Source organism: Pseudomonas sp. BN102 (genome assembly GCF_029871245.1).
Classification (GTDB): domain Bacteria; phylum Pseudomonadota; class Gammaproteobacteria; order Pseudomonadales; family Pseudomonadaceae; genus Metapseudomonas.
Map to the genome: position 1 here is coordinate 1 of NZ_SSON01000058.1, position 15775 is coordinate 15775.

The 15775-nt window shown below is 66.1% G+C and carries 14 protein-coding genes and 2 pseudogenes; 8 read left to right on the forward strand and 8 right to left on the reverse strand.

Annotated features, from left to right (window positions below):
- Positions 1 to 826 (forward strand): ArsJ-associated glyceraldehyde-3-phosphate dehydrogenase (locus E8F12_RS11330; RefSeq protein ID WP_280325280.1); only part of this gene is annotated, 826 nt, incomplete at its 5' end.
- Between the two features lie 18 nt (positions 827 to 844).
- Entirely contained in the window at positions 845 to 2074 is a 1230-nt protein-coding gene (gene arsJ, locus E8F12_RS11335) for an organoarsenical effux MFS transporter ArsJ (protein WP_280325329.1), read from the forward strand.
- Between the two features lie 305 nt (positions 2075 to 2379).
- On the opposite strand, the gene E8F12_RS11340 is transcribed toward arsJ, so the two are convergent.
- The 8 genes from E8F12_RS11340 to E8F12_RS11375 all read right to left on the reverse strand — a co-directional run bounded on the left by E8F12_RS11340 (position 2380) and on the right by E8F12_RS11375 (position 10287).
- On the reverse strand, positions 2380 to 2976 hold the full coding sequence (locus E8F12_RS11340; protein ID WP_280325330.1) for a TetR/AcrR family transcriptional regulator: 597 nt from the start codon (positions 2974 to 2976) through the stop codon (positions 2380 to 2382).
- Positions 2977 to 2991: 15 nt separating this feature from the next.
- Positions 2992 to 3678, reverse strand: coding sequence for a nitroreductase (locus E8F12_RS11345; RefSeq protein ID WP_280325331.1), 687 nt, complete (start codon positions 3676 to 3678; stop codon positions 2992 to 2994).
- Positions 3679 to 3697: 19 nt separating this feature from the next.
- The gene (locus E8F12_RS11350; RefSeq protein ID WP_280325332.1) at positions 3698 to 4960 is read right to left on the reverse strand and encodes an OprD family porin; all 1263 of its coding nucleotides are present in this window, start codon (positions 4958 to 4960) and stop codon (positions 3698 to 3700) included.
- A gap of 333 nt (positions 4961 to 5293) precedes the next feature.
- Positions 5294 to 5785: a MarR family transcriptional regulator gene (locus E8F12_RS11355; protein WP_280325333.1), complete on the reverse strand. Its 492-nt coding sequence runs from the start codon at positions 5783 to 5785 to the stop codon at positions 5294 to 5296.
- Between the two features lie 71 nt (positions 5786 to 5856).
- A complete protein-coding gene (aliB, locus tag E8F12_RS11360; RefSeq protein ID WP_280325334.1) occupies positions 5857 to 6996 on the reverse strand; it encodes a cyclohexanecarboxyl-CoA dehydrogenase in 1140 nt (379 codons plus the stop codon).
- Between the two features lie 80 nt (positions 6997 to 7076).
- Complete coding sequence (gene badI / locus E8F12_RS11365; RefSeq protein WP_280325335.1) at positions 7077 to 7859, reverse strand: 2-ketocyclohexanecarboxyl-CoA hydrolase; 783 nt, start codon at positions 7857 to 7859, stop codon at positions 7077 to 7079.
- 27 nt (positions 7860 to 7886) lie between these two features.
- On the reverse strand, positions 7887 to 8654 hold the full coding sequence (locus E8F12_RS11370; protein WP_280325336.1) for an SDR family oxidoreductase: 768 nt from the start codon (positions 8652 to 8654) through the stop codon (positions 7887 to 7889).
- 34 nt (positions 8655 to 8688) lie between these two features.
- Positions 8689 to 10287: an AMP-binding protein gene (locus tag E8F12_RS11375; RefSeq protein WP_280325337.1), complete on the reverse strand. Its 1599-nt coding sequence runs from the start codon at positions 10285 to 10287 to the stop codon at positions 8689 to 8691.
- Positions 10288 to 10543: 256 nt separating this feature from the next.
- On the opposite strand from E8F12_RS11375, the gene E8F12_RS11380 reads away from it, so the two are divergent.
- The 6 genes and pseudogenes from E8F12_RS11380 to E8F12_RS11405 form a co-directional block, all read left to right on the forward strand.
- Positions 10544 to 11320, forward strand: coding sequence for an enoyl-CoA hydratase (locus E8F12_RS11380; RefSeq protein WP_280325338.1), 777 nt, complete (start codon positions 10544 to 10546; stop codon positions 11318 to 11320).
- 62 nt (positions 11321 to 11382) lie between these two features.
- Positions 11383 to 12222: pseudogene (locus tag E8F12_RS11385) on the forward strand (enoyl-CoA hydratase/isomerase family protein); the annotation flags it as partial.
- Positions 12223 to 12293: 71 nt separating this feature from the next.
- Positions 12294 to 13490 (forward strand): acyl-CoA dehydrogenase family protein, encoded by a 1197-nt coding sequence (locus E8F12_RS11390; RefSeq protein ID WP_280325340.1) that lies wholly within the window; start codon positions 12294 to 12296, stop codon positions 13488 to 13490.
- 9 nt (positions 13491 to 13499) lie between these two features.
- Positions 13500 to 14642 carry an acyl-CoA dehydrogenase gene (locus E8F12_RS11395; RefSeq protein WP_280325341.1) on the forward strand — a complete coding sequence of 381 codons (1143 nt, stop codon included), beginning with the start codon at positions 13500 to 13502 and terminating at the stop codon, positions 14640 to 14642.
- Positions 14643 to 14673: 31 nt separating this feature from the next.
- Positions 14674 to 15423, forward strand: coding sequence for an electron transfer flavoprotein subunit beta/FixA family protein (locus E8F12_RS11400; protein WP_280325342.1), 750 nt, complete (start codon positions 14674 to 14676; stop codon positions 15421 to 15423).
- Positions 15423 to 15775, forward strand: a pseudogene (locus tag E8F12_RS11405) (electron transfer flavoprotein subunit alpha/FixB family protein); the annotation flags it as partial. The gene E8F12_RS11400 and the pseudogene E8F12_RS11405, both read left to right, overlap by 1 nt.

The following is a 15775-nucleotide window of genomic DNA, read 5'->3' on the forward strand; positions in this document are numbered from 1 at the left end:
TGCCGAGGGCGACTGCGTGGTGATCGGCGGCAAGCGCATCCAGGTCACCGCCAACAAGGCCATCGCGGACACCGACTGGTCGGGCTGCGACCTGGTGATCGAGGCCAGCGGCAGGATGAAGACGGTCGCCGTGCTGCAGGCCTACCTGGACCAGGGCGTGAAGCGCGTGGTGGTCAGCGCGCCGGTCAAGGAGCAGGGCGCGCTGAACATCGTCATGGGCGTCAACCAGCAGCTGTTCGACCCGGCGCAGCATCGCATCGTCACCGCTGCGTCCTGCACCACCAACTGCCTGGCGCCGGTGGTCAAGGTGATCCACGAGAACCTGGGTATCCGCCATGGTTCGATCACCACCATTCATGACCTGACCAACACCCAGAGCATCCTCGACCAGCCGCACAAGGATCTGCGCCGCGCCCGTGCCTCGGGCATGAGCCTGATCCCCACCACCACCGGCTCGGCCACCGCCATCGCGGAAATCTTCCCCGAGCTGCGCGGACGGCTGAATGGCCATGCGGTGCGGGTGCCGCTGGCCAACGCCTCCTTGACCGACTGCGTGTTCGAAGTGGAGCGCACGACCACGGCTGACGAGGTCAATGCACTGCTCAAGGCGGCTGCCGAGAACGAACTGAAGGGCATCCTCGGTTATGAGGAGCGCCCGCTGGTGTCCATCGACTACCGCACCGATCCGCGCTCCTCGATCATCGATGCGCTGTCGACCCTGGTGGTCAACGGCACCCAGGTGAAGCTCTACGCCTGGTACGACAACGAGTGGGGCTACGCCAACCGCACCGTCGAGCTGGCGCGGCTGGTCGGCCTGGCGGGCTGACAGGGACGCGCCGCGATCATGAACGCGTTGTCAGCCCTCTCCCCGTCAGTGCGCCAGTACCTGCTGGTGACCAGCAACTACTGGGCCTTCACCCTCACCGACGGCGCCTTGCGCATGCTGGTGGTACTGCACTTCCACAGCCTGGGCTACACGCCGCTGCAGATCGCCGCGCTGTTCCTGTTCTACGAATTCTTCGGCGTCATCACCAACCTGGTGGGCGGTTACCTGGGTGCGCGCCTGGGCCTCAACCGCACCATGAACATCGGCCTCGGCCTGCAGGTCGCCGCGCTGCTGATGCTCGCGGTGCCGGCGGCCTGGTTGACCATCCCCTGGGTGATGGGCGCCCAGGCGCTGTCGGGCATCGCCAAGGACCTCAACAAGATGAGCGCCAAGAGCTCGATCAAGCTCCTGGTGCCCGACAGCCAGCAGGGCACCCTGTACCAGTGGGTGGCCATCCTCACCGGGTCGAAGAACGCGCTCAAGGGCGTGGGCTTCTTCCTCGGCGGCGCCTTGCTCGCCTCGCTGGGGTTCACCGGGGCGGTACTCGCCATGGCGGCGGTGCTGGCGCTGATCTGGCTCGGCAGCCTGGCGCTGCTGAAGAAGGACCTGGGCAAGGCCAAGGCCAAGCCGAAGTTCCGCGACATCCTCTCCAAGAGCCGGGCGATCAACATCCTTTCGGCGGCGCGGTTGTTCCTCTTCGGCGCCCGCGACGTCTGGTTCGTGGTGGCGCTGCCGGTCTACCTGAGCACGGTGTTCGGCTGGGACTTCTGGCTGGTGGGCGGCTTTCTCGCGGCCTGGGTCATCGGCTACGGCATCGTCCAGTCCGTCGCGCCCGCCATCACCGGCAAGCGCAGCGGACGCCTGCCGGATGGCCGCGCCGCCTTCTTCTGGGCCGGCCTGCTGGCGCTGCTGCCGGCGGCCATCGCCCTCGGCCTCTGGGCGGGGTGGCCGGCTCAGCGGGTGCTGGTGGGCGGGCTGACGCTGTTCGGCGTGCTGTTCGCGGTGAACTCCTCCCTGCACAGCTACCTGATCGTCTCCTATGCCAAGGAGGACGGGGTGTCGCTGGACGTGGGCTTCTACTACATGTCCAACGCCCTCGGCCGTTTGCTCGGCACGCTGCTGTCCGGCTGGATCTTCCAGGTCCATGGGCTGGAGGCCTGTCTGTGGGTGTCGACGGCATTGGTATCGCTGGCCGCCTTCAGCTCCATCGCCTTGCCTAGGCATTCCCAGAACCTGCAGTCGGCCTGACGGCGCTCTTGCGACATAGCTGGAGCCATTCTGGACAAGGCTGGGTCTGAGAGGCTTCAGGTGGGATAAGCGAAGAAGCTGGCGGAGTTTGATCAACTCTACGTGGGCATTGGCTAACGACCGTATATGGCTGCGGATTCAACCGCTCGACTATGCGACGCCTGCTGAACGGTTTAGCCAATCTGTTGCATCCATCGATTGAATCCACAACTGAAAGCGGTCAGCTCCTTCCTCCGTGCATGACCGGGTTCAGGAGAAATGCCGGCCAGTGCAGTTCCACCAGGATTGCCCAATGTTGCCCGGCTTCAGTCAGCGCGAAGGGCTATGCCCTCTGAAGGCGCCAGCATCCTGAACGTCAGGTCGAGATAGTGTGCAGTAACGTCCTCCCGGGAGAGGCGTCCCCCTTCCTGGTACCAGGAGCATGCATGGGTCAACAGGTTGAAGAGAATGTTGGCGTACAGCTTTGGCTCCGGGCACTGGAACACTCGCTCGGCGATGCCTTGCCTGATGAGCGCCTGGATTTCGTCCAGGTAGCCCCGGCGAGCACGTTTGACGGCCTGCAGCTCGGCGCCTCCCAGACAGCGGAGCTCCAGGTTCCCCAGTAGGCCCTGTTGGCGATCGCTGAGGTGCAGGCTGACATGGGAGTCGACGAACGCGGCCCAGGCCGAAACGGCCGGCGCGACTGTCGGCCTGGTTTCCAGCCAGGCTTCGTGGAGGCTTTCGTAGTAGTCCAGCACCAGGCTGGCCAGCAGATCCTGCTTGCCCTTGTAGTAGAGGTACAGCGTGCTGGTATTCACGCCCGCGTGAGCGGCGAGCCCGCGCAGGGTCATGGCGTCGTACCCCTGCCGGGCGATCAGCTCGATGGCCGCCTGGCGGATGGCCTGCTCGGCGTCTTTGATCATGGGCACCTCCGGGGATCAGGTTTCGCAGGACGTCTGGAATCCGTGGAAGCTGGCGAACGTCCGGACCGGCTCTCGAGGCGTGACGAAGGTGTTCGCTGCCGCCTCGGAATCTTCGTGACCGAGGGCAATACCGCAGACCAGGATGTGCTCCGGAGGCAGCGGAACATGTTGGCGGACGACCTCGTGATACCAGGCGAACGCCGCCTGCGGGCAAGTGTGCAGGCCCTTGCCGCGGGCGGCGAGCATGAAGGTCTGGATGAACATCCCCAGGTCCAGGTAGCTGCCGGTGTTGAGGCGTCTGTCGAGGCTGACCAGCAGGCCTACCGGCGCATCGAAGAAGCTGTAGTTGTGCAGCTCCTGGCCCCGGCGCGCAGCCAGGTCATGGCGGTCGATGCCCAGCGCCTGGTAGAGACCGAAGCCTACCGCCCGGCGTCGTGCCAGGTAGGGCTCGTGCCACTGATCCGGGTAGTAGCGGTATTCCGCTGCACCAGGGTTGCCGGCCTCTGCGTGCTGGAGGATCGCCTTGCACAGGGCTTGCTTCTTCTCGCCGGTGACGACATGCACCTGCCAGGGCTGGATGTTGTTGCCGCTGGGCGCACGTGCCGCGAGTTCCAGCAGGTGCTGGATGATGTGGCGCGGCACCGGCCAGGGGTGAAAGCGGCGGACGGACTTGCGTGAACGGATGGCGGCGTCGATATGCATGCTGAAGTCTCCCGGGGCGTTACCAGAACTTGAAGGTGTAGCCGATGATGAAGCGGTTCTCGTCGATGTCCGTGGTGTGGCTGCCGCGATAGGCGACGTTGCGCCAGCGCAGGTTCATGCCCTTGAGCGGGCCGCTCTGCACCACGTAGGCGATGTCCAGGTCGCGTTCCCATTCACGCGCGTCCTGCCCGCCGATCTCGAAGTTTTCGCCGGAGACGTAGCGGGTCATCAGCGACAGGCCGGGGATGCCCGATGCGGCGAAGTCATAGTCGTAGCGCAGCTGCCAGGAGTCTTCCCGGGCGCGCAGGAAGTGGTGGTAGGTGACCGTGTTCAACGTCCAGGGATCGGTACCGCCGGCGATGAAGGGCGTACCGGTGTCGCCGTCCTGATCCTGATAGGCCAGGCCCAGGGCATGGCCCTTGTACATCAGGGTGAACATGGCGCCGAGGTTGCGGTTGTCCACCGTGGTGCGGCCCTCGTCCGTGCTGCGGAAATAGCGGATGTCGGATTTCAGGGTCAGCCCCTCGGCCAGCGGTAGGCCATGCAGGAGGTTGGCATAGTGCTGCCGGTAGTTGTCCTTCAGCTCCGCCTGGTAGTAGGTAGCCGCCAGTCCGGTGGAGGGCGCCCAGGTTGCGCCGGCGTAGTTGAAGCGGTCGCTGGCGACGCCGCCCACCGCGCCGTCGGAAAACATGGCCATGTCCTCGTAGTCGCTGGAGTTGCGCAGGCGCGTGGCGCGGAACTGGCCGGCGGTGAGGGTGAACCTGTCGAGGTCGTTGGAGACGATCTGCGCGCCCTGGAAGGTCTGCGGCAGCAGCCGGGTGTCATTGCGGAAGGCCACGGGCAGGGTTGGCGCGTGGGTGCCGACCGTGAGCACGGACTTGCCCAGCCGCGCCTTGGCCGTCGCGCCGAAGAAGCCGAACTCGTCGGACACCTCGCCGTCGCGCTGCACCTGCAGGGCGCCGGTGCCGCTGGTGCCGCGCCCGGCGTCGAGCTTGATCCCCAGCAGGCCCAGACCATCGACGCCGAATCCCAGTGGGCCCTCGGTGAAGCCGGAGCTGTAGCGCAGCATGAACCCCTGCGCCCACTCCTCGGACTTGGCCTTGGGCTCGCCGCGAAAGCGCGGGGTGTCCGGCTTGTCGGCGTCGCGGTAGTCGCGGTTCATGTAGAAATTGCGGGTTTCCAGGCTCAGTTGGCTGTCGGCGAGGAAGTCGGCGCTGGCCGTCAGCGGCATCAGGCCGAGGAGGGTGAGGGCTCCGAGTCGGGAATGAAGTCCGGTATGCATGCTATTTACCTTCTGGTTCTTGTTGTCTGGCACGTCGCGAGGCGGTGGTTGCGGTTTGGTTCTTGTGAATCAGCGGGATGTCGTCGTGTCTCGGCTCCCTTCGGGCATGAGTGGGGCGCCCGTTCTGTTGATCGGGTAAAGAAGTGGATGTGATTGGGCGAGCGGCCGGCTGCCGGGAAGGGGCTAGGGCGGGCCGGTCAGGTACCGGGGGAAGGGTGAACGCGGGTGCATGGGGGATTTCGCTCCTGCCAGGTGGTCGTCAGGTCGACCGGCACTACGCCCGGGGCCGGGCAGGATGGCGCGCTGGCGCCTGGCGGGAGCGAAGGGCCGGGACTAGTCCTCGGCCGGGTCGTCGCTGTCCGCCGCCTGCCCATGGCCAAGGTCGATCAGGGCCATGTCGTGTTGCAACTTGTTCAGGTAGTGAAGGAAGTTGACGCTGTCGTCGAAACTGAACCCCTTCAGGCCCTGTTCGTAGAACTGGTAGATCCGCTCCTGCAGGCTGTCCCAGTAGTCGCGTCCCTGCTCGGTCAGCCGCACCAGGCGCGCGCGTCCATCGTCGGGATGGGGCACGCGCAGCACGTGGTTGTCGCGCTCCATGCGTTTGAGCACACCGTCCAGGCTCTGCCGGCTGACGAACAGGTACTCCGTCAACTGGTTGAAGGAGATGCCCGTCTCGAAGCCGGACCTGGACAGGGCGCCCAGCACCGCCCATTGCACGGTGCTGATGCCCATCTCGTTCTGTACCTGCCGCTGCAGCACGTTGCCGGTCTGGAACAGGCGGAAGAACAGCCGGTTGGGTATGCCCTTGTTCTCGTTCGTGGTCATCTGGATTCCTTGTTGCCCAGGAGCAGTTGGTGACTGGGGCGTCAGCCTGTCCGCCGCGGGCAGACCAGGCGCTATTTCGGTGTGAGTTCCCGCGCGATGATATTTTTCATGATCTGCGCCGTTCCGTCACCGATTTGCAGGCCCAGTACGTCACGCAGGCGCTGGGCGAAGGGCAGGTCCTCGCCGTAGCCGGTGTGTCCGTGGGCCAGCAGGCATTGCTTGACCACGTCGAAGGCCAGCTTCGGCGCCCACCATTTGTTCATCGCGGCTTCGGCGTTATGGGGCAGGCCGTTGTCCTTCAGCCACAGCGAGTGGTAGCACTGCAGGCGTGCGGCGTGGACGTAGGTCTGGAGTTCCGCCAGCGGGTGGGTCAGTCCCTGGAAGGCCGCCAGCCGCTGGCCGAAGGCCTGGCGCTCGGTCAGCCAGGCCCAGGTTTCGTCGAGGGATTGCTGGGCCAGGGCCAGGCACTGCAGGCCGATCAGCGCGCGGCTGTAATCGAAGCCCTGCATCACCTGCTTGAAGCCCTTGCCGTCCTCGCCCAGGCGATGGCTGGCGGGTACTTCCACGTTGTCGAAGAAGATCGAGCCACGGCCGATGGCGCGTTCGCCGGCATCGTCAAAGCGGGTGGTGCTGATGCCGGGCAGGGTCATGGGCACCAGGAAGGCGCTGATGCCGTTGGCGCGCTGCTCCGGGGTGCCGGTGCGGGCGAAGACCACCGCCACGTCGGCCTGGTCGGCCATGGAGATGGACGTCTTCTCGCCGTTCAGCACATAGACGTCGCCCTTGCGCTCGGCCTTCAGGCGCAGGCTGGCGGCATCGGAGCCGCCGCTGGGTTCGGTGAGTGCGATGCAGACGATCTTGCGCCCGGCGGTGATCTCGTGCAGCCACTCGCGGGCGAGGTCCGGCGCGGCGTGCTGGGCGATGATCTGGCCATTGAGCGAGGTCAGCAGTGGGATGTAGCCGACGTTGAAGTCGCCGCGGGAAATCTCTTCGATGATCAGGCCGGCGGTGACGCAGTCCAGGCCGCTGCCGCCGTACTCTTCCGGCAGCTCGCCGCCCAGCAGGCCCATCTGGCCCATCTGCTCGATGACCGAGCGCTCGATCTCGCCAGCCTGGTCGCGCTTCTTGTAACCGGGTGCCAGGACCTCGGCGCTGAAGCGGGCGACGCTTTCACGGATGGCGTTCTGTTGTTCGTTGAATGCGAAGTACATGTCTCTCTCCGGGCCGGTTCGGCGCGAGGCAGGGGTTGTCCCGCCCGGAGCGCATCCGGGCGGGACTGCGGGTCAGCGGGTCAGCGATAGAACTTGCGGAAGTCCGGCTTGCGCTTTTCCTTGAACGCGGCGACGCCTTCCTTGGATTCCTCGGTGTCGTAGTACAGGGACAGGGCCTGCATCCCCAGGCCGCCGATGCCGGCGATGTTCTCGCTGTCGGCGTTGAAGGAACGCTTGGCGATGGACAGGGCGGTGGGGCTCTTCTCGAGGATTTCGTCGCACCACTTCTGCACTTCCGCATCCAGCTCCTCGTGGGGCACCACGGCATTCACCAAGCCCCACTCCAGGGCCTGCTGGGCGCTGTACTTGCGGCACAAGTACCAGATCTCGCGGGCGCGCTTCTCGCCGATCACCCGCGACAGGTACGCGGTGCCGAAGCCGGGGTCCACCGAGCCGACCTTGGGCCCCACCTGGCCGAACACCGCCTTGTCGGAGGCGATGGAGAGGTCGCAGACCACGTGCAGCACATGGCCGCCGCCGATGGCGAAGCCGTTGACCCGGGCGATGACCGGCTTGGGCACTTCGCGGATCAGGCCTTGCAGTTCTTCCACTGGCAGGCCGATCAGGCCGCGGCCGTCGTACTGGCCTTCATGGGCGCCCTGGTCGCCGCCAGTGCAGAAGGCCTTGTCGCCGGCGCCGGTGAAGACGATGACGCCGATGGCCTTGTTCCAGCCGGCGCGGTTAAAGGCGTCGATCAGTTCCATGCAGGTCTGGCCGCGAAAGGCGTTGTAGCGGTCCGGACGATTGATGGTGATGGTGGCGACGCCGTCCTTTTCTTCGTACAGGATGTCTTCGTAGTTCATGTGTTCTCTCCTGGTTTCTTCGACCGATCAGCCGGCCATGGTCAGTCCGCCGGACACGCTGATGACCTGTCCGGTGATGAAGTTGGCATCGTCACTGGCCAGCAGGGCGATGATCCCGGGGTAGTCCTCCGGCTGGCCGAGGCGGCGCATCGGCACGGCATTCCTGAAGGCTTCCAGCAGCTTTTCCGGGTTGTTCGAGGTGGCCGCAACGCTCTTCAGCAGCGCGGTATCGGTGGGGCCCGGGCACACCGCGTTGAGGTTCACGCCCTTGGTCGCCAGCTCGCGCGCCAGGGTCTTCGACAGGCCTATCAGGCCGGCCTTGCAGGCGGCGTACACGGCTTCGCCGGAGGAGCCCACGCGGGCGGCGTCGGAGGCGACGTTGATGACCTTGCCGCCGCCGGCTTCGAGCATCTTCGGCAGCACCACGTGGTGCATGTTCAGGGCGCCGGTGAGGTTGATGGCGATCAGCTGTTCCCACTGCTGCGGCTCGGTCTTGAGGAAGGGCAGGAAGCGGTCGAAGCCGGCGTTGTTGACCAGCACGGTGGGGGTGCCGAGCTCCTGCTCGATCGCGGCCACGGTGGCTACGATGGCGGCGTAGTCGGTGATGTCGGCGGCGTAGGCGCGGGCCTTGCCGCCCACTTCGCTCACCAGGTCGGCGGTGGCCTGTGCCGCGGAGGCGTCACGGTCCAGCACGGCGACCTTGCAGCCTTCCGCGGCGAAGCGCAGGCACACGGCGCGGCCGATGCCGCCGCCACCGCCGGTCACGATCACGGTCTTTCCAGTCAGGCCTTTCATGGGGCAGTCCTCTCGATGGTTCGGGATGGTGGTGTCAGGAACGCTTGGCCGGTTCCAGGCGGATGGCCTGGGCCTGCTCGCGCAGCTTGAATTTCTGGATCTTTCCCGAAGGTGTGCGGGGCAGGGCCGGCAGTACTTCGAGGTATTCGGGGAGGTAGTTGCGGGTCAGTTGCTGTTCCAGCAGGAAGCCGGTGACCTCCTCCAGCGACAGGCGGGCGGCGGGGTCGTGCAGGGTGACGTAGGCGCACAGGCGCTCACCCAGGCGCGGGTCGGGGCAGCCGACCAGGGCGACGGCGGAGATCGCCGGGTGCTTGTAGAGCAGGTTCTCGATCTCCACCACCGGGATGTTCTCGCCGCCGCGGATCACCACGTCCTTGGTGCGCCCGGTGATGCGGATGTAACCGCGCTCGTCCATGCGCGCCAGGTCGCCGGTGGCGAACCAGCCGTGCCGGTCCACACCGTACAGCTCGGGACGCTTGAGGTAGCCGACGAAGAGACTGGCGCCGCGCACCATCAGGTGGCCTTCCTGGCCACTGGCCAGGGGCTGGCCCTGGTCGTCCTGCACCGCCACCTCCATGAAGGGCAGGGCGCGACCGTCGGTGTGGATCGAGCGCTCGGCCGGGTCCTCCGGGCAGGTCATGGTCACCGCGCCGTTCTCGGTCATGCCCCAGGCGGAGACGATGCGGGCGTTCACCGAATCGCCAGCCTTCTCCACCAGGGCGCCGGGGATGGGGGCGCCGGCGGCGACGAAAACCCTGAGGGAGGCGAGGGCGTCGCGGTATTTCGGTGCCACTTCCACCAGGTCGGCCAGGAAGGGCGTCGAGGCCATGGTGAAGGTGGGGCGCTCGGCCTCCGTGACGCGCGCGGCGAAATGCGGGTCCCAGGTGTCCTGGAGTACAGCAGCGCCCCTGAGGTAGATGGGCATCATCAGGCCGTAGAGGAAGCCCGTCTGATGGGCCATGGGGGAGGCCATGAAGACGATGTCGTCGGCCCCCAGCCCCAGGCGCTCGGCATAGGGGCGGACATTGCTGAACAGCGTGTTGGAGGTGTGCAGCACGCCCTTGGGCTCTCCGGTGGTGCCCGAGGTGTAGAGCAACTGCACCACATCGTCCCCCTTTGGGCGGCGTTCGGCGAACAGGACGCCCGTGTCCAGGCGCTCCTCCCAGGGCTGATCCAGCAGCACCCGAGCGAAGTCCGTAGCCTCGTCGCTGCCGTCGATTACCAGCACGTGGCGCAGGGCCGGCAGCTCGCCGCGCAGTCCGTCGATCATCGCGGCGTAGTCGAAGCCCCGAAAACGCTGGGGAATCACCAGCACGCGGCTTTCGGCGTGGCCGAGCATGAAGCGCAACTCGCGCTCGCGGAAGATCGGCATCAGCGGGTTGAGCACGGCGCCGATGCGCACGCAGGCCAGGTGCAAGGCGCTCATCTGCCACCAGTTGGGCAGCTGGCAGGACACCACCTCTCCTTTCTCCACCCCCAGGGAAACCAGGCCCACCGCCATCCTGGCCACTACCCGGTCCAGCTCTCGGTAGCTCAGCGCATGGCGTTGGCCATCGCTGACGCGGTAGGCGACCAGGGCTGTCTTGTCGGCGGCGCTGGTAACGGCCTGGTCCAGGTAATCTGTAATGATCATGTCATTCCAGGCGCCAGAGTTCAGCATTGATAGGCGCCGCTCGGGCGGCAGGTCAGTGCACATTTTCATGGGTCATACCCTTCATCGCTATTGTTATTCGTGGTTTCACGTAGAGCGTGCTGCGATGGAGTAGACGATACGCGCCTGAAAATTATTATGTCAACATGTTGTCTTTATTTTTATCGATGGATAGACTCGGCCCCATATCGGCCCACCCGGGTCGTGCCTGGAAACGGAATCACGCGGAGGACGCGCCATGAGCTACAGCACCATCCTGGTCGAGCGGCATGAGTCGGTAGGGCTCATCACCCTCCATCGTCCGCAGGTGCTCAATGCCCTGAGCGGGCAACTGATGACGGAGCTGGGCGAGGCGCTGCGCGCCTTCGAGGGCGACCGGGGCATTCGCGCCATGGTCATCACCGGTAGCGAAAAGGCCTTCGCCGCCGGCGCCGACATCGCCGAGCTGCGGGACAAGGCATTCGCCGATGTCTATCTGGAGGATTTCGTGACCGCCAACTGGGAAGAGGCGACCCGCTGCCGCAAGCCGGTGATCGCGGCGGTCCGGGGCCTGGCCCTGGGCGGTGGCTGCGAATTGGCGATGATGTGCGACCTGATCATCGCTGCCGATGACGCGCGCTTCGGCCAGCCGGAAGTCAAGGTGGGCACCCTGCCCGGGGCTGGCGGCACCCAGCGCCTGACTCGCGCCATCGGCAAGGCCAAGGCCATGGACCTGTGTCTGACCGGACGCCTGATGGACGCGCAGGAAGCGGAGCGCTGCGGACTGGTGAGTCGCGTGGTGCCGGCCGAAAGGGTGCTGGACGAAGCGCTGCAGGTGGCGGCGCAGATCGCCGGCCTCTCGGAAGTGGCGGTCAAGCTGAACAAGGAAGCGGTGGACCGCGCCTTCGAAACCACCCTCGCCGAGGGCGTGCGCTTCGAGCGGCGCCTGCTCCACGCCAGCTTCGGTAGCGAGGACCGCAAGGAGGGCATGGCCGCCTTCCTGGAAAAGCGCCGGCCGGAATGGCGCCACCGCTGATTTGCCCTATCGATCCGCAATACAACAACAAGCGCGGGCCGCGAGCCTGCAGGAGCGGTCAGATGTCATCCCTGGTCAGTCTGTCGCGGGTGGGCAGCGTCGCTGTCATCCGCGTTGACAATCCGCCGGTCAACGCCCTGTCCCAGCCGGTGCGGGCGGGCCTGCTGCAGGCCTTCGCCGAGGCCGGGCAGGATGCCGCCGTAGAGCTGATCCTGCTCTATTGCAGCGGGCGAACCTTCATCGCCGGCGCCGATATCCGTGAGTTCGGCCAGCCGCCCCAGGCGCCCCTTTTGCCCGATGTCACCCTGGCCATCGAGAACTGCGCCAAGCCCACGCTCGCCGTGCTGCATGGCTCAGCCCTCGGTGGCGGGCTGGAAGTGGCCATGGCCTGCCATTACCGCATTGCCCGGCGCGACGCCCGTGTCGGCCTGCCCGAGGTGAAGCTGGGCCTGCTGCCCGGCGCCGGCGGCACCCAGCGTCTGCCGCGCCTGGCTGGCGTCGAGCTGGCCCTGGAAATGATCGTCGGCGGCGAGCCCATCTCGGCTGAAGCGGCGTTGCGGCACGGGATAGTCGACCAACTCTTCGACGGCGAGCTGCTGGACGCCGGGTTGGCCTGTACCGCCGCGCTGCTTGCGCGCGGTGCCGGTCCACGGCGCAGCGGCCAGGCCGTCGTGCCTGCCCCGGAGCGGGGCAATCATTCCAGCCTGCTGGCGGCCCGGCGTGCCAAAGTCCTTGCCCGGCAACCCGACGCGTTCTCCCCGCCGCGCTGCATCGACGCCATCGAGGCGGCCATCCAATTGCCGCTGGAGCAAGGGCTGCGCCGCGAGCGCGAACTGTTCCTCCAGTGCCTGGAGTCGCCACAGCGCGCGCAACTGGTGGCCCGCTTCTTCGCCGAGCGCGAGGTGGCGCGGGCGGGACGCCAGTCCGCCGACCAGTCAGAAGACCCACTGATGCACCAATCGAGGGTATCCCCATGAATATCGAGTTCACCCCTGCCGAGTTGGCATTCCGCGACGAGGTTCGTGAGTTCCTCGCCCGCGAATTGCCCGCCGAAATCGCCGCCAAGGTCCGGCTGGGCAAGCACCTGCACAAGGAGGACCACCAGCGCTGGCAGCGAATTCTTTCCGGTCGTGGCTGGTACGCCGCGAACTGGCCGGTGGAGCACGGCGGCACCGGCTGGAGCCTGGTGCAGCGCCATATCTTCGAGGAGGAGTGCGGCGCCTTCGGAGCGCCACGGCTGATCTCCTTCGGCGTGAACATGGTTGCCCCGGTGATCATGAAGTTCGGGACGCCCGAGCAAAAGGCGCACTACCTGCCGCGCATCCTCTCCGGCGAGGACTGGTGGTGCCAGGGTTACTCGGAGCCGGGCGCCGGGTCCGACCTGGCCAGCCTGAAGACCCGCGCCGTGCGCGAGGGGGACCACTATGTGGTCAACGGCCAGAAGACCTGGACCACCCTCGGCCAGCACGCCAACCGCATCTTCTGCCTGGTGCGTACCGACCCGGACGCGCAGCAGCAACGGGGCATTTCCTTCCTGCTGATCGACATGGACACCCCCGGCATCAGCGTGCGGCCGATCATCACCCTCGACGGCGATCACGAAGTCAACGAGGTGTTCTTCGACAACGTGCGGGTGCCGGTGGCCAACTGCGTGGGCGAGGAGAACCAGGGTTGGACCTGCGCCAAGTTCCTGCTCACCCACGAGCGTACCGGCCAGGCCGGCATCGCCCATTCCAAGGCGGCCCTGGCACAGCTCAAGCGAGTGGCGTCGGAGGAATTGCGCAACGGCCGGCCCCTGATCGAGGACCCGTTGCTGCGGGTGCAGATCGCCGAAGTGGAAATGCAGCTGATGGCCATCGAGATGAGCACGCTGCGCATCCTGGCCTCTGTCCAGGGCGGCGGAGTGCCGGGCGCGGAAAGCTCGATCCTGAAGATCAAGGGTTCGGAGATCCGCCAGGCCATCAGCCACTTGCAGCGCAAGGTGCTGGGTGTGCATGCGCTGCCGCTCCTGGAAGAGGAGCTGGCGCACGCCGAGGTCACCGAGCCGCTGTACACCGACTACAGCGCCGGCCCCGCCAGCCAGTACTTCAACCTGCGCAAGCTGTCCATCTACGGCGGCTCAAACGAAATCCAGAAGAACATCATCGCCAAGATGATCCTCGAACTCTAAGGAGGCCCCATGGACTTCACTCTCAACGAAGAGCAGCAGATGCTGCAGGACACGGTGGCCCGCCTGGCGCGGGACAGCTACGGATTCGAGCAGCGCGAGCGATTCTATCGGAGCGACGCGGGCTTCAGCCCGGAGTTTTGGCAGCAGCTCGGCGAACTGGGCATATGCGCAGTGCCCCTGGCGGAGGAGCACGGCGGTCTGGGCGGAGGCGGGGTGGACACCCTGCTGGTCATGACCGAATTGGGGCGCAATCTCTGTCTGGAGCCTTACCTCCATTCCCAGGTACTGGGTGCCGGCCTGCTGCAACAATTGGGCAGCGACGCCCAGCGCGCCGAGCTGCTGCCGCGCGTGGCAGCGGGCGAGCTGCAGCTGGCGGTCGCCCTGGAGGAACACCAGAGCCATTACCAGTTGCACGATGTGCAGACCCGTGCCGAGCCCTGTGTGGGTGGCTGGCGTTTGACCGGCGCCAAATGCGTGGTGGTCGGCGGGGATAGCGCCGGCTTGATCCTGGTGTCCGCGCGCACTTCGGGCGCGGCCCGGGACGAGGCCGGCATCAGCCTGTTCCTGGTGGATCCGGCTGCCTCCGGCATGAAGCGCCGAAGCTACCCCTGCATCGATGGTCCACGTGCCTGTGAGCTTCATCTTGAGGGCGTGGTGGTCGGCGAGGACAGCCTGCTCGGTGAGTCCGGCAAGGCCCTGCCAGCGCTGCGCTACCAGCAGGGCCGCGCCATCGCCGCCCAGTGCGCCGAAGCCCTTGGCAGCATGCAGGAATCCTTCCGCCTGACCCTGGACTACCTCAAGACCCGCCGGCAGTTCGGTGCGCCCATCGGCAAGTTTCAGGTGCTGCAACACCGCATGGCCGACATGCGCGGCGAGCTGGAGATGGCTGCCTCCATGGCCATCCTCGCCGCCTGCGTGGCGGACGATCCGGACAGCGAGGAGCGCAGCCGGCGCCTGGCAGCGGCCAAGTTCATCGTCACCCGTGCCGCCCGTTTTATCGCCGAACAGGCCGTCCAGCTGCACGGCGGTATCGGCATGACCTGGGAGTACAGCCTGTCCCACCACGCCAAGCGCCTGGTGATGCTAAGCCACCAGCTGGGTGATGACGATCACCACCTGCAGGCATACGCCGAGCTGCTCCGTTGCGCCTGATCCCCTATTCGACCTGACACAGGAAAACATGATGAAGGTACTGGTCCCGGTAAAACGAGTGGTCGATTTCAACGTCAAGGTCCGCGTCAAGGCGGACCACTCCGGCGTCGACCTCGCCAATGTGAAGATGGCGCTGAACCCCTTCTGCGAGATTGCCGTGGAAGAGGCGGTGCGGCTGAAAGAGCAGGGCATCGCCACCGAAATCGTCGTGGTGTCGGTTGGCCCGAACGCCGCCCAGGAGCAGTTGCGTACGGCCCTGGCCCTGGGCGCCGACCGCGCCATTCTGGTCGAGTCCGCCGACGAGCTGAACTCCCTGGCGGTGGCCAAGCTGCTGAAAGCCGTGGTCGAGAAGGAGCAGCCGCAGCTGGTCATCCTCGGCAAGCAGGCGATCGACAGCGACAACAACCAGACCGGCCAGATGCTCGGCGCCCTGACCGGCTATGCCCAGGGCACCTTCGCCTCCAAGGTCGAGGTGGCTGGCGACAAGGTCAACGTCACCCGTGAGATCGATGGTGGTCTGCAGACCGTGGCGCTGAACCTGCCGGCGATCGTCACCACCGACCTGCGCCTGAACGAACCGCGCTACGCGTCGCTGCCGAACATCATGAAAGCCAAGAAGAAGCCGCTGGACGTGGTCACCCCGGATGCCCTGGGCGTGTCCACTGCCTCCACCGTGAAGACCCTGAAAGTCGAAGCACCGGCCGCCCGCCAGGCCGGTATCAAGGTCAAGTCCGTGGCTGAACTGGTCGACAAACTGAAGAACGAGGCGAAGGTAATCTGATGGCTATCCTGGTTGTTGCTGAACACACTAACGCCGCACTGGCAGCCGCCACCCTCAACACCGTAACCGCTGCGCAGAAGATCGGTGGTGATATCCACGTGCTGGTCGCAGGCCAGGGCGTAGGCGCCGTCGCCGAAGCCGCTGCCAAGATCGCCGGCGTAGCCAAGGTGCTGGTGGCCGACAACGCCGCCTACGCGCACCAGCTGCCGGAAAACGTCGCTCCGCTGATTGCCGAGCTGGGCAAGGGCTACAGCCATGTGCTGGCGCCGGCCACCACCAACGGCAAGAACTACCTGCCGCGCGTGGCCGCCCTGCTGGACGTCGACCAGATCTCCGAGATCATCGCCGTCGA

Bases quoted from the DNA above. Each gene is read 5' to 3' on its own strand.
- E8F12_RS11395 (WP_280325341.1), top strand. From the start codon at position 13,500: ATGGACTTCACTCTCAACGAAGAGCAGCAGATGCTGCAGGACACGGTG.
- aliB (WP_280325334.1), bottom strand. From the start codon at position 6,996: ATGTACTTCGCATTCAACGAACAACAGAACGCCATCCGTGAAAGCGTC.
- E8F12_RS11390 (WP_280325340.1), top strand. From the start codon at position 12,294: ATGAATATCGAGTTCACCCCTGCCGAGTTGGCATTCCGCGACGAGGTT.
- E8F12_RS11400 (WP_280325342.1), top strand. From the start codon at position 14,674: ATGAAGGTACTGGTCCCGGTAAAACGAGTGGTCGATTTCAACGTCAAG.
- E8F12_RS11375 (WP_280325337.1), bottom strand. From the start codon at position 10,287: ATGATCATTACAGATTACCTGGACCAGGCCGTTACCAGCGCCGCCGAC.
- E8F12_RS11340 (WP_280325330.1), bottom strand. From the start codon at position 2,976: ATGATCAAAGACGCCGAGCAGGCCATCCGCCAGGCGGCCATCGAGCTG.
- badI (WP_280325335.1), bottom strand. From the start codon at position 7,859: ATGAACTACGAAGACATCCTGTACGAAGAAAAGGACGGCGTCGCCACC.
- E8F12_RS11380 (WP_280325338.1), top strand. From the start codon at position 10,544: ATGAGCTACAGCACCATCCTGGTCGAGCGGCATGAGTCGGTAGGGCTC.
- E8F12_RS11370 (WP_280325336.1), bottom strand. From the start codon at position 8,654: ATGAAAGGCCTGACTGGAAAGACCGTGATCGTGACCGGCGGTGGCGGC.
- E8F12_RS11345 (WP_280325331.1), bottom strand. From the start codon at position 3,678: ATGCATATCGACGCCGCCATCCGTTCACGCAAGTCCGTCCGCCGCTTT.
- E8F12_RS11350 (WP_280325332.1), bottom strand. From the start codon at position 4,960: ATGCATACCGGACTTCATTCCCGACTCGGAGCCCTCACCCTCCTCGGC.
- E8F12_RS11355 (WP_280325333.1), bottom strand. From the start codon at position 5,785: ATGACCACGAACGAGAACAAGGGCATACCCAACCGGCTGTTCTTCCGC.
- arsJ (WP_280325329.1), top strand. From the start codon at position 845: ATGAACGCGTTGTCAGCCCTCTCCCCGTCAGTGCGCCAGTACCTGCTG.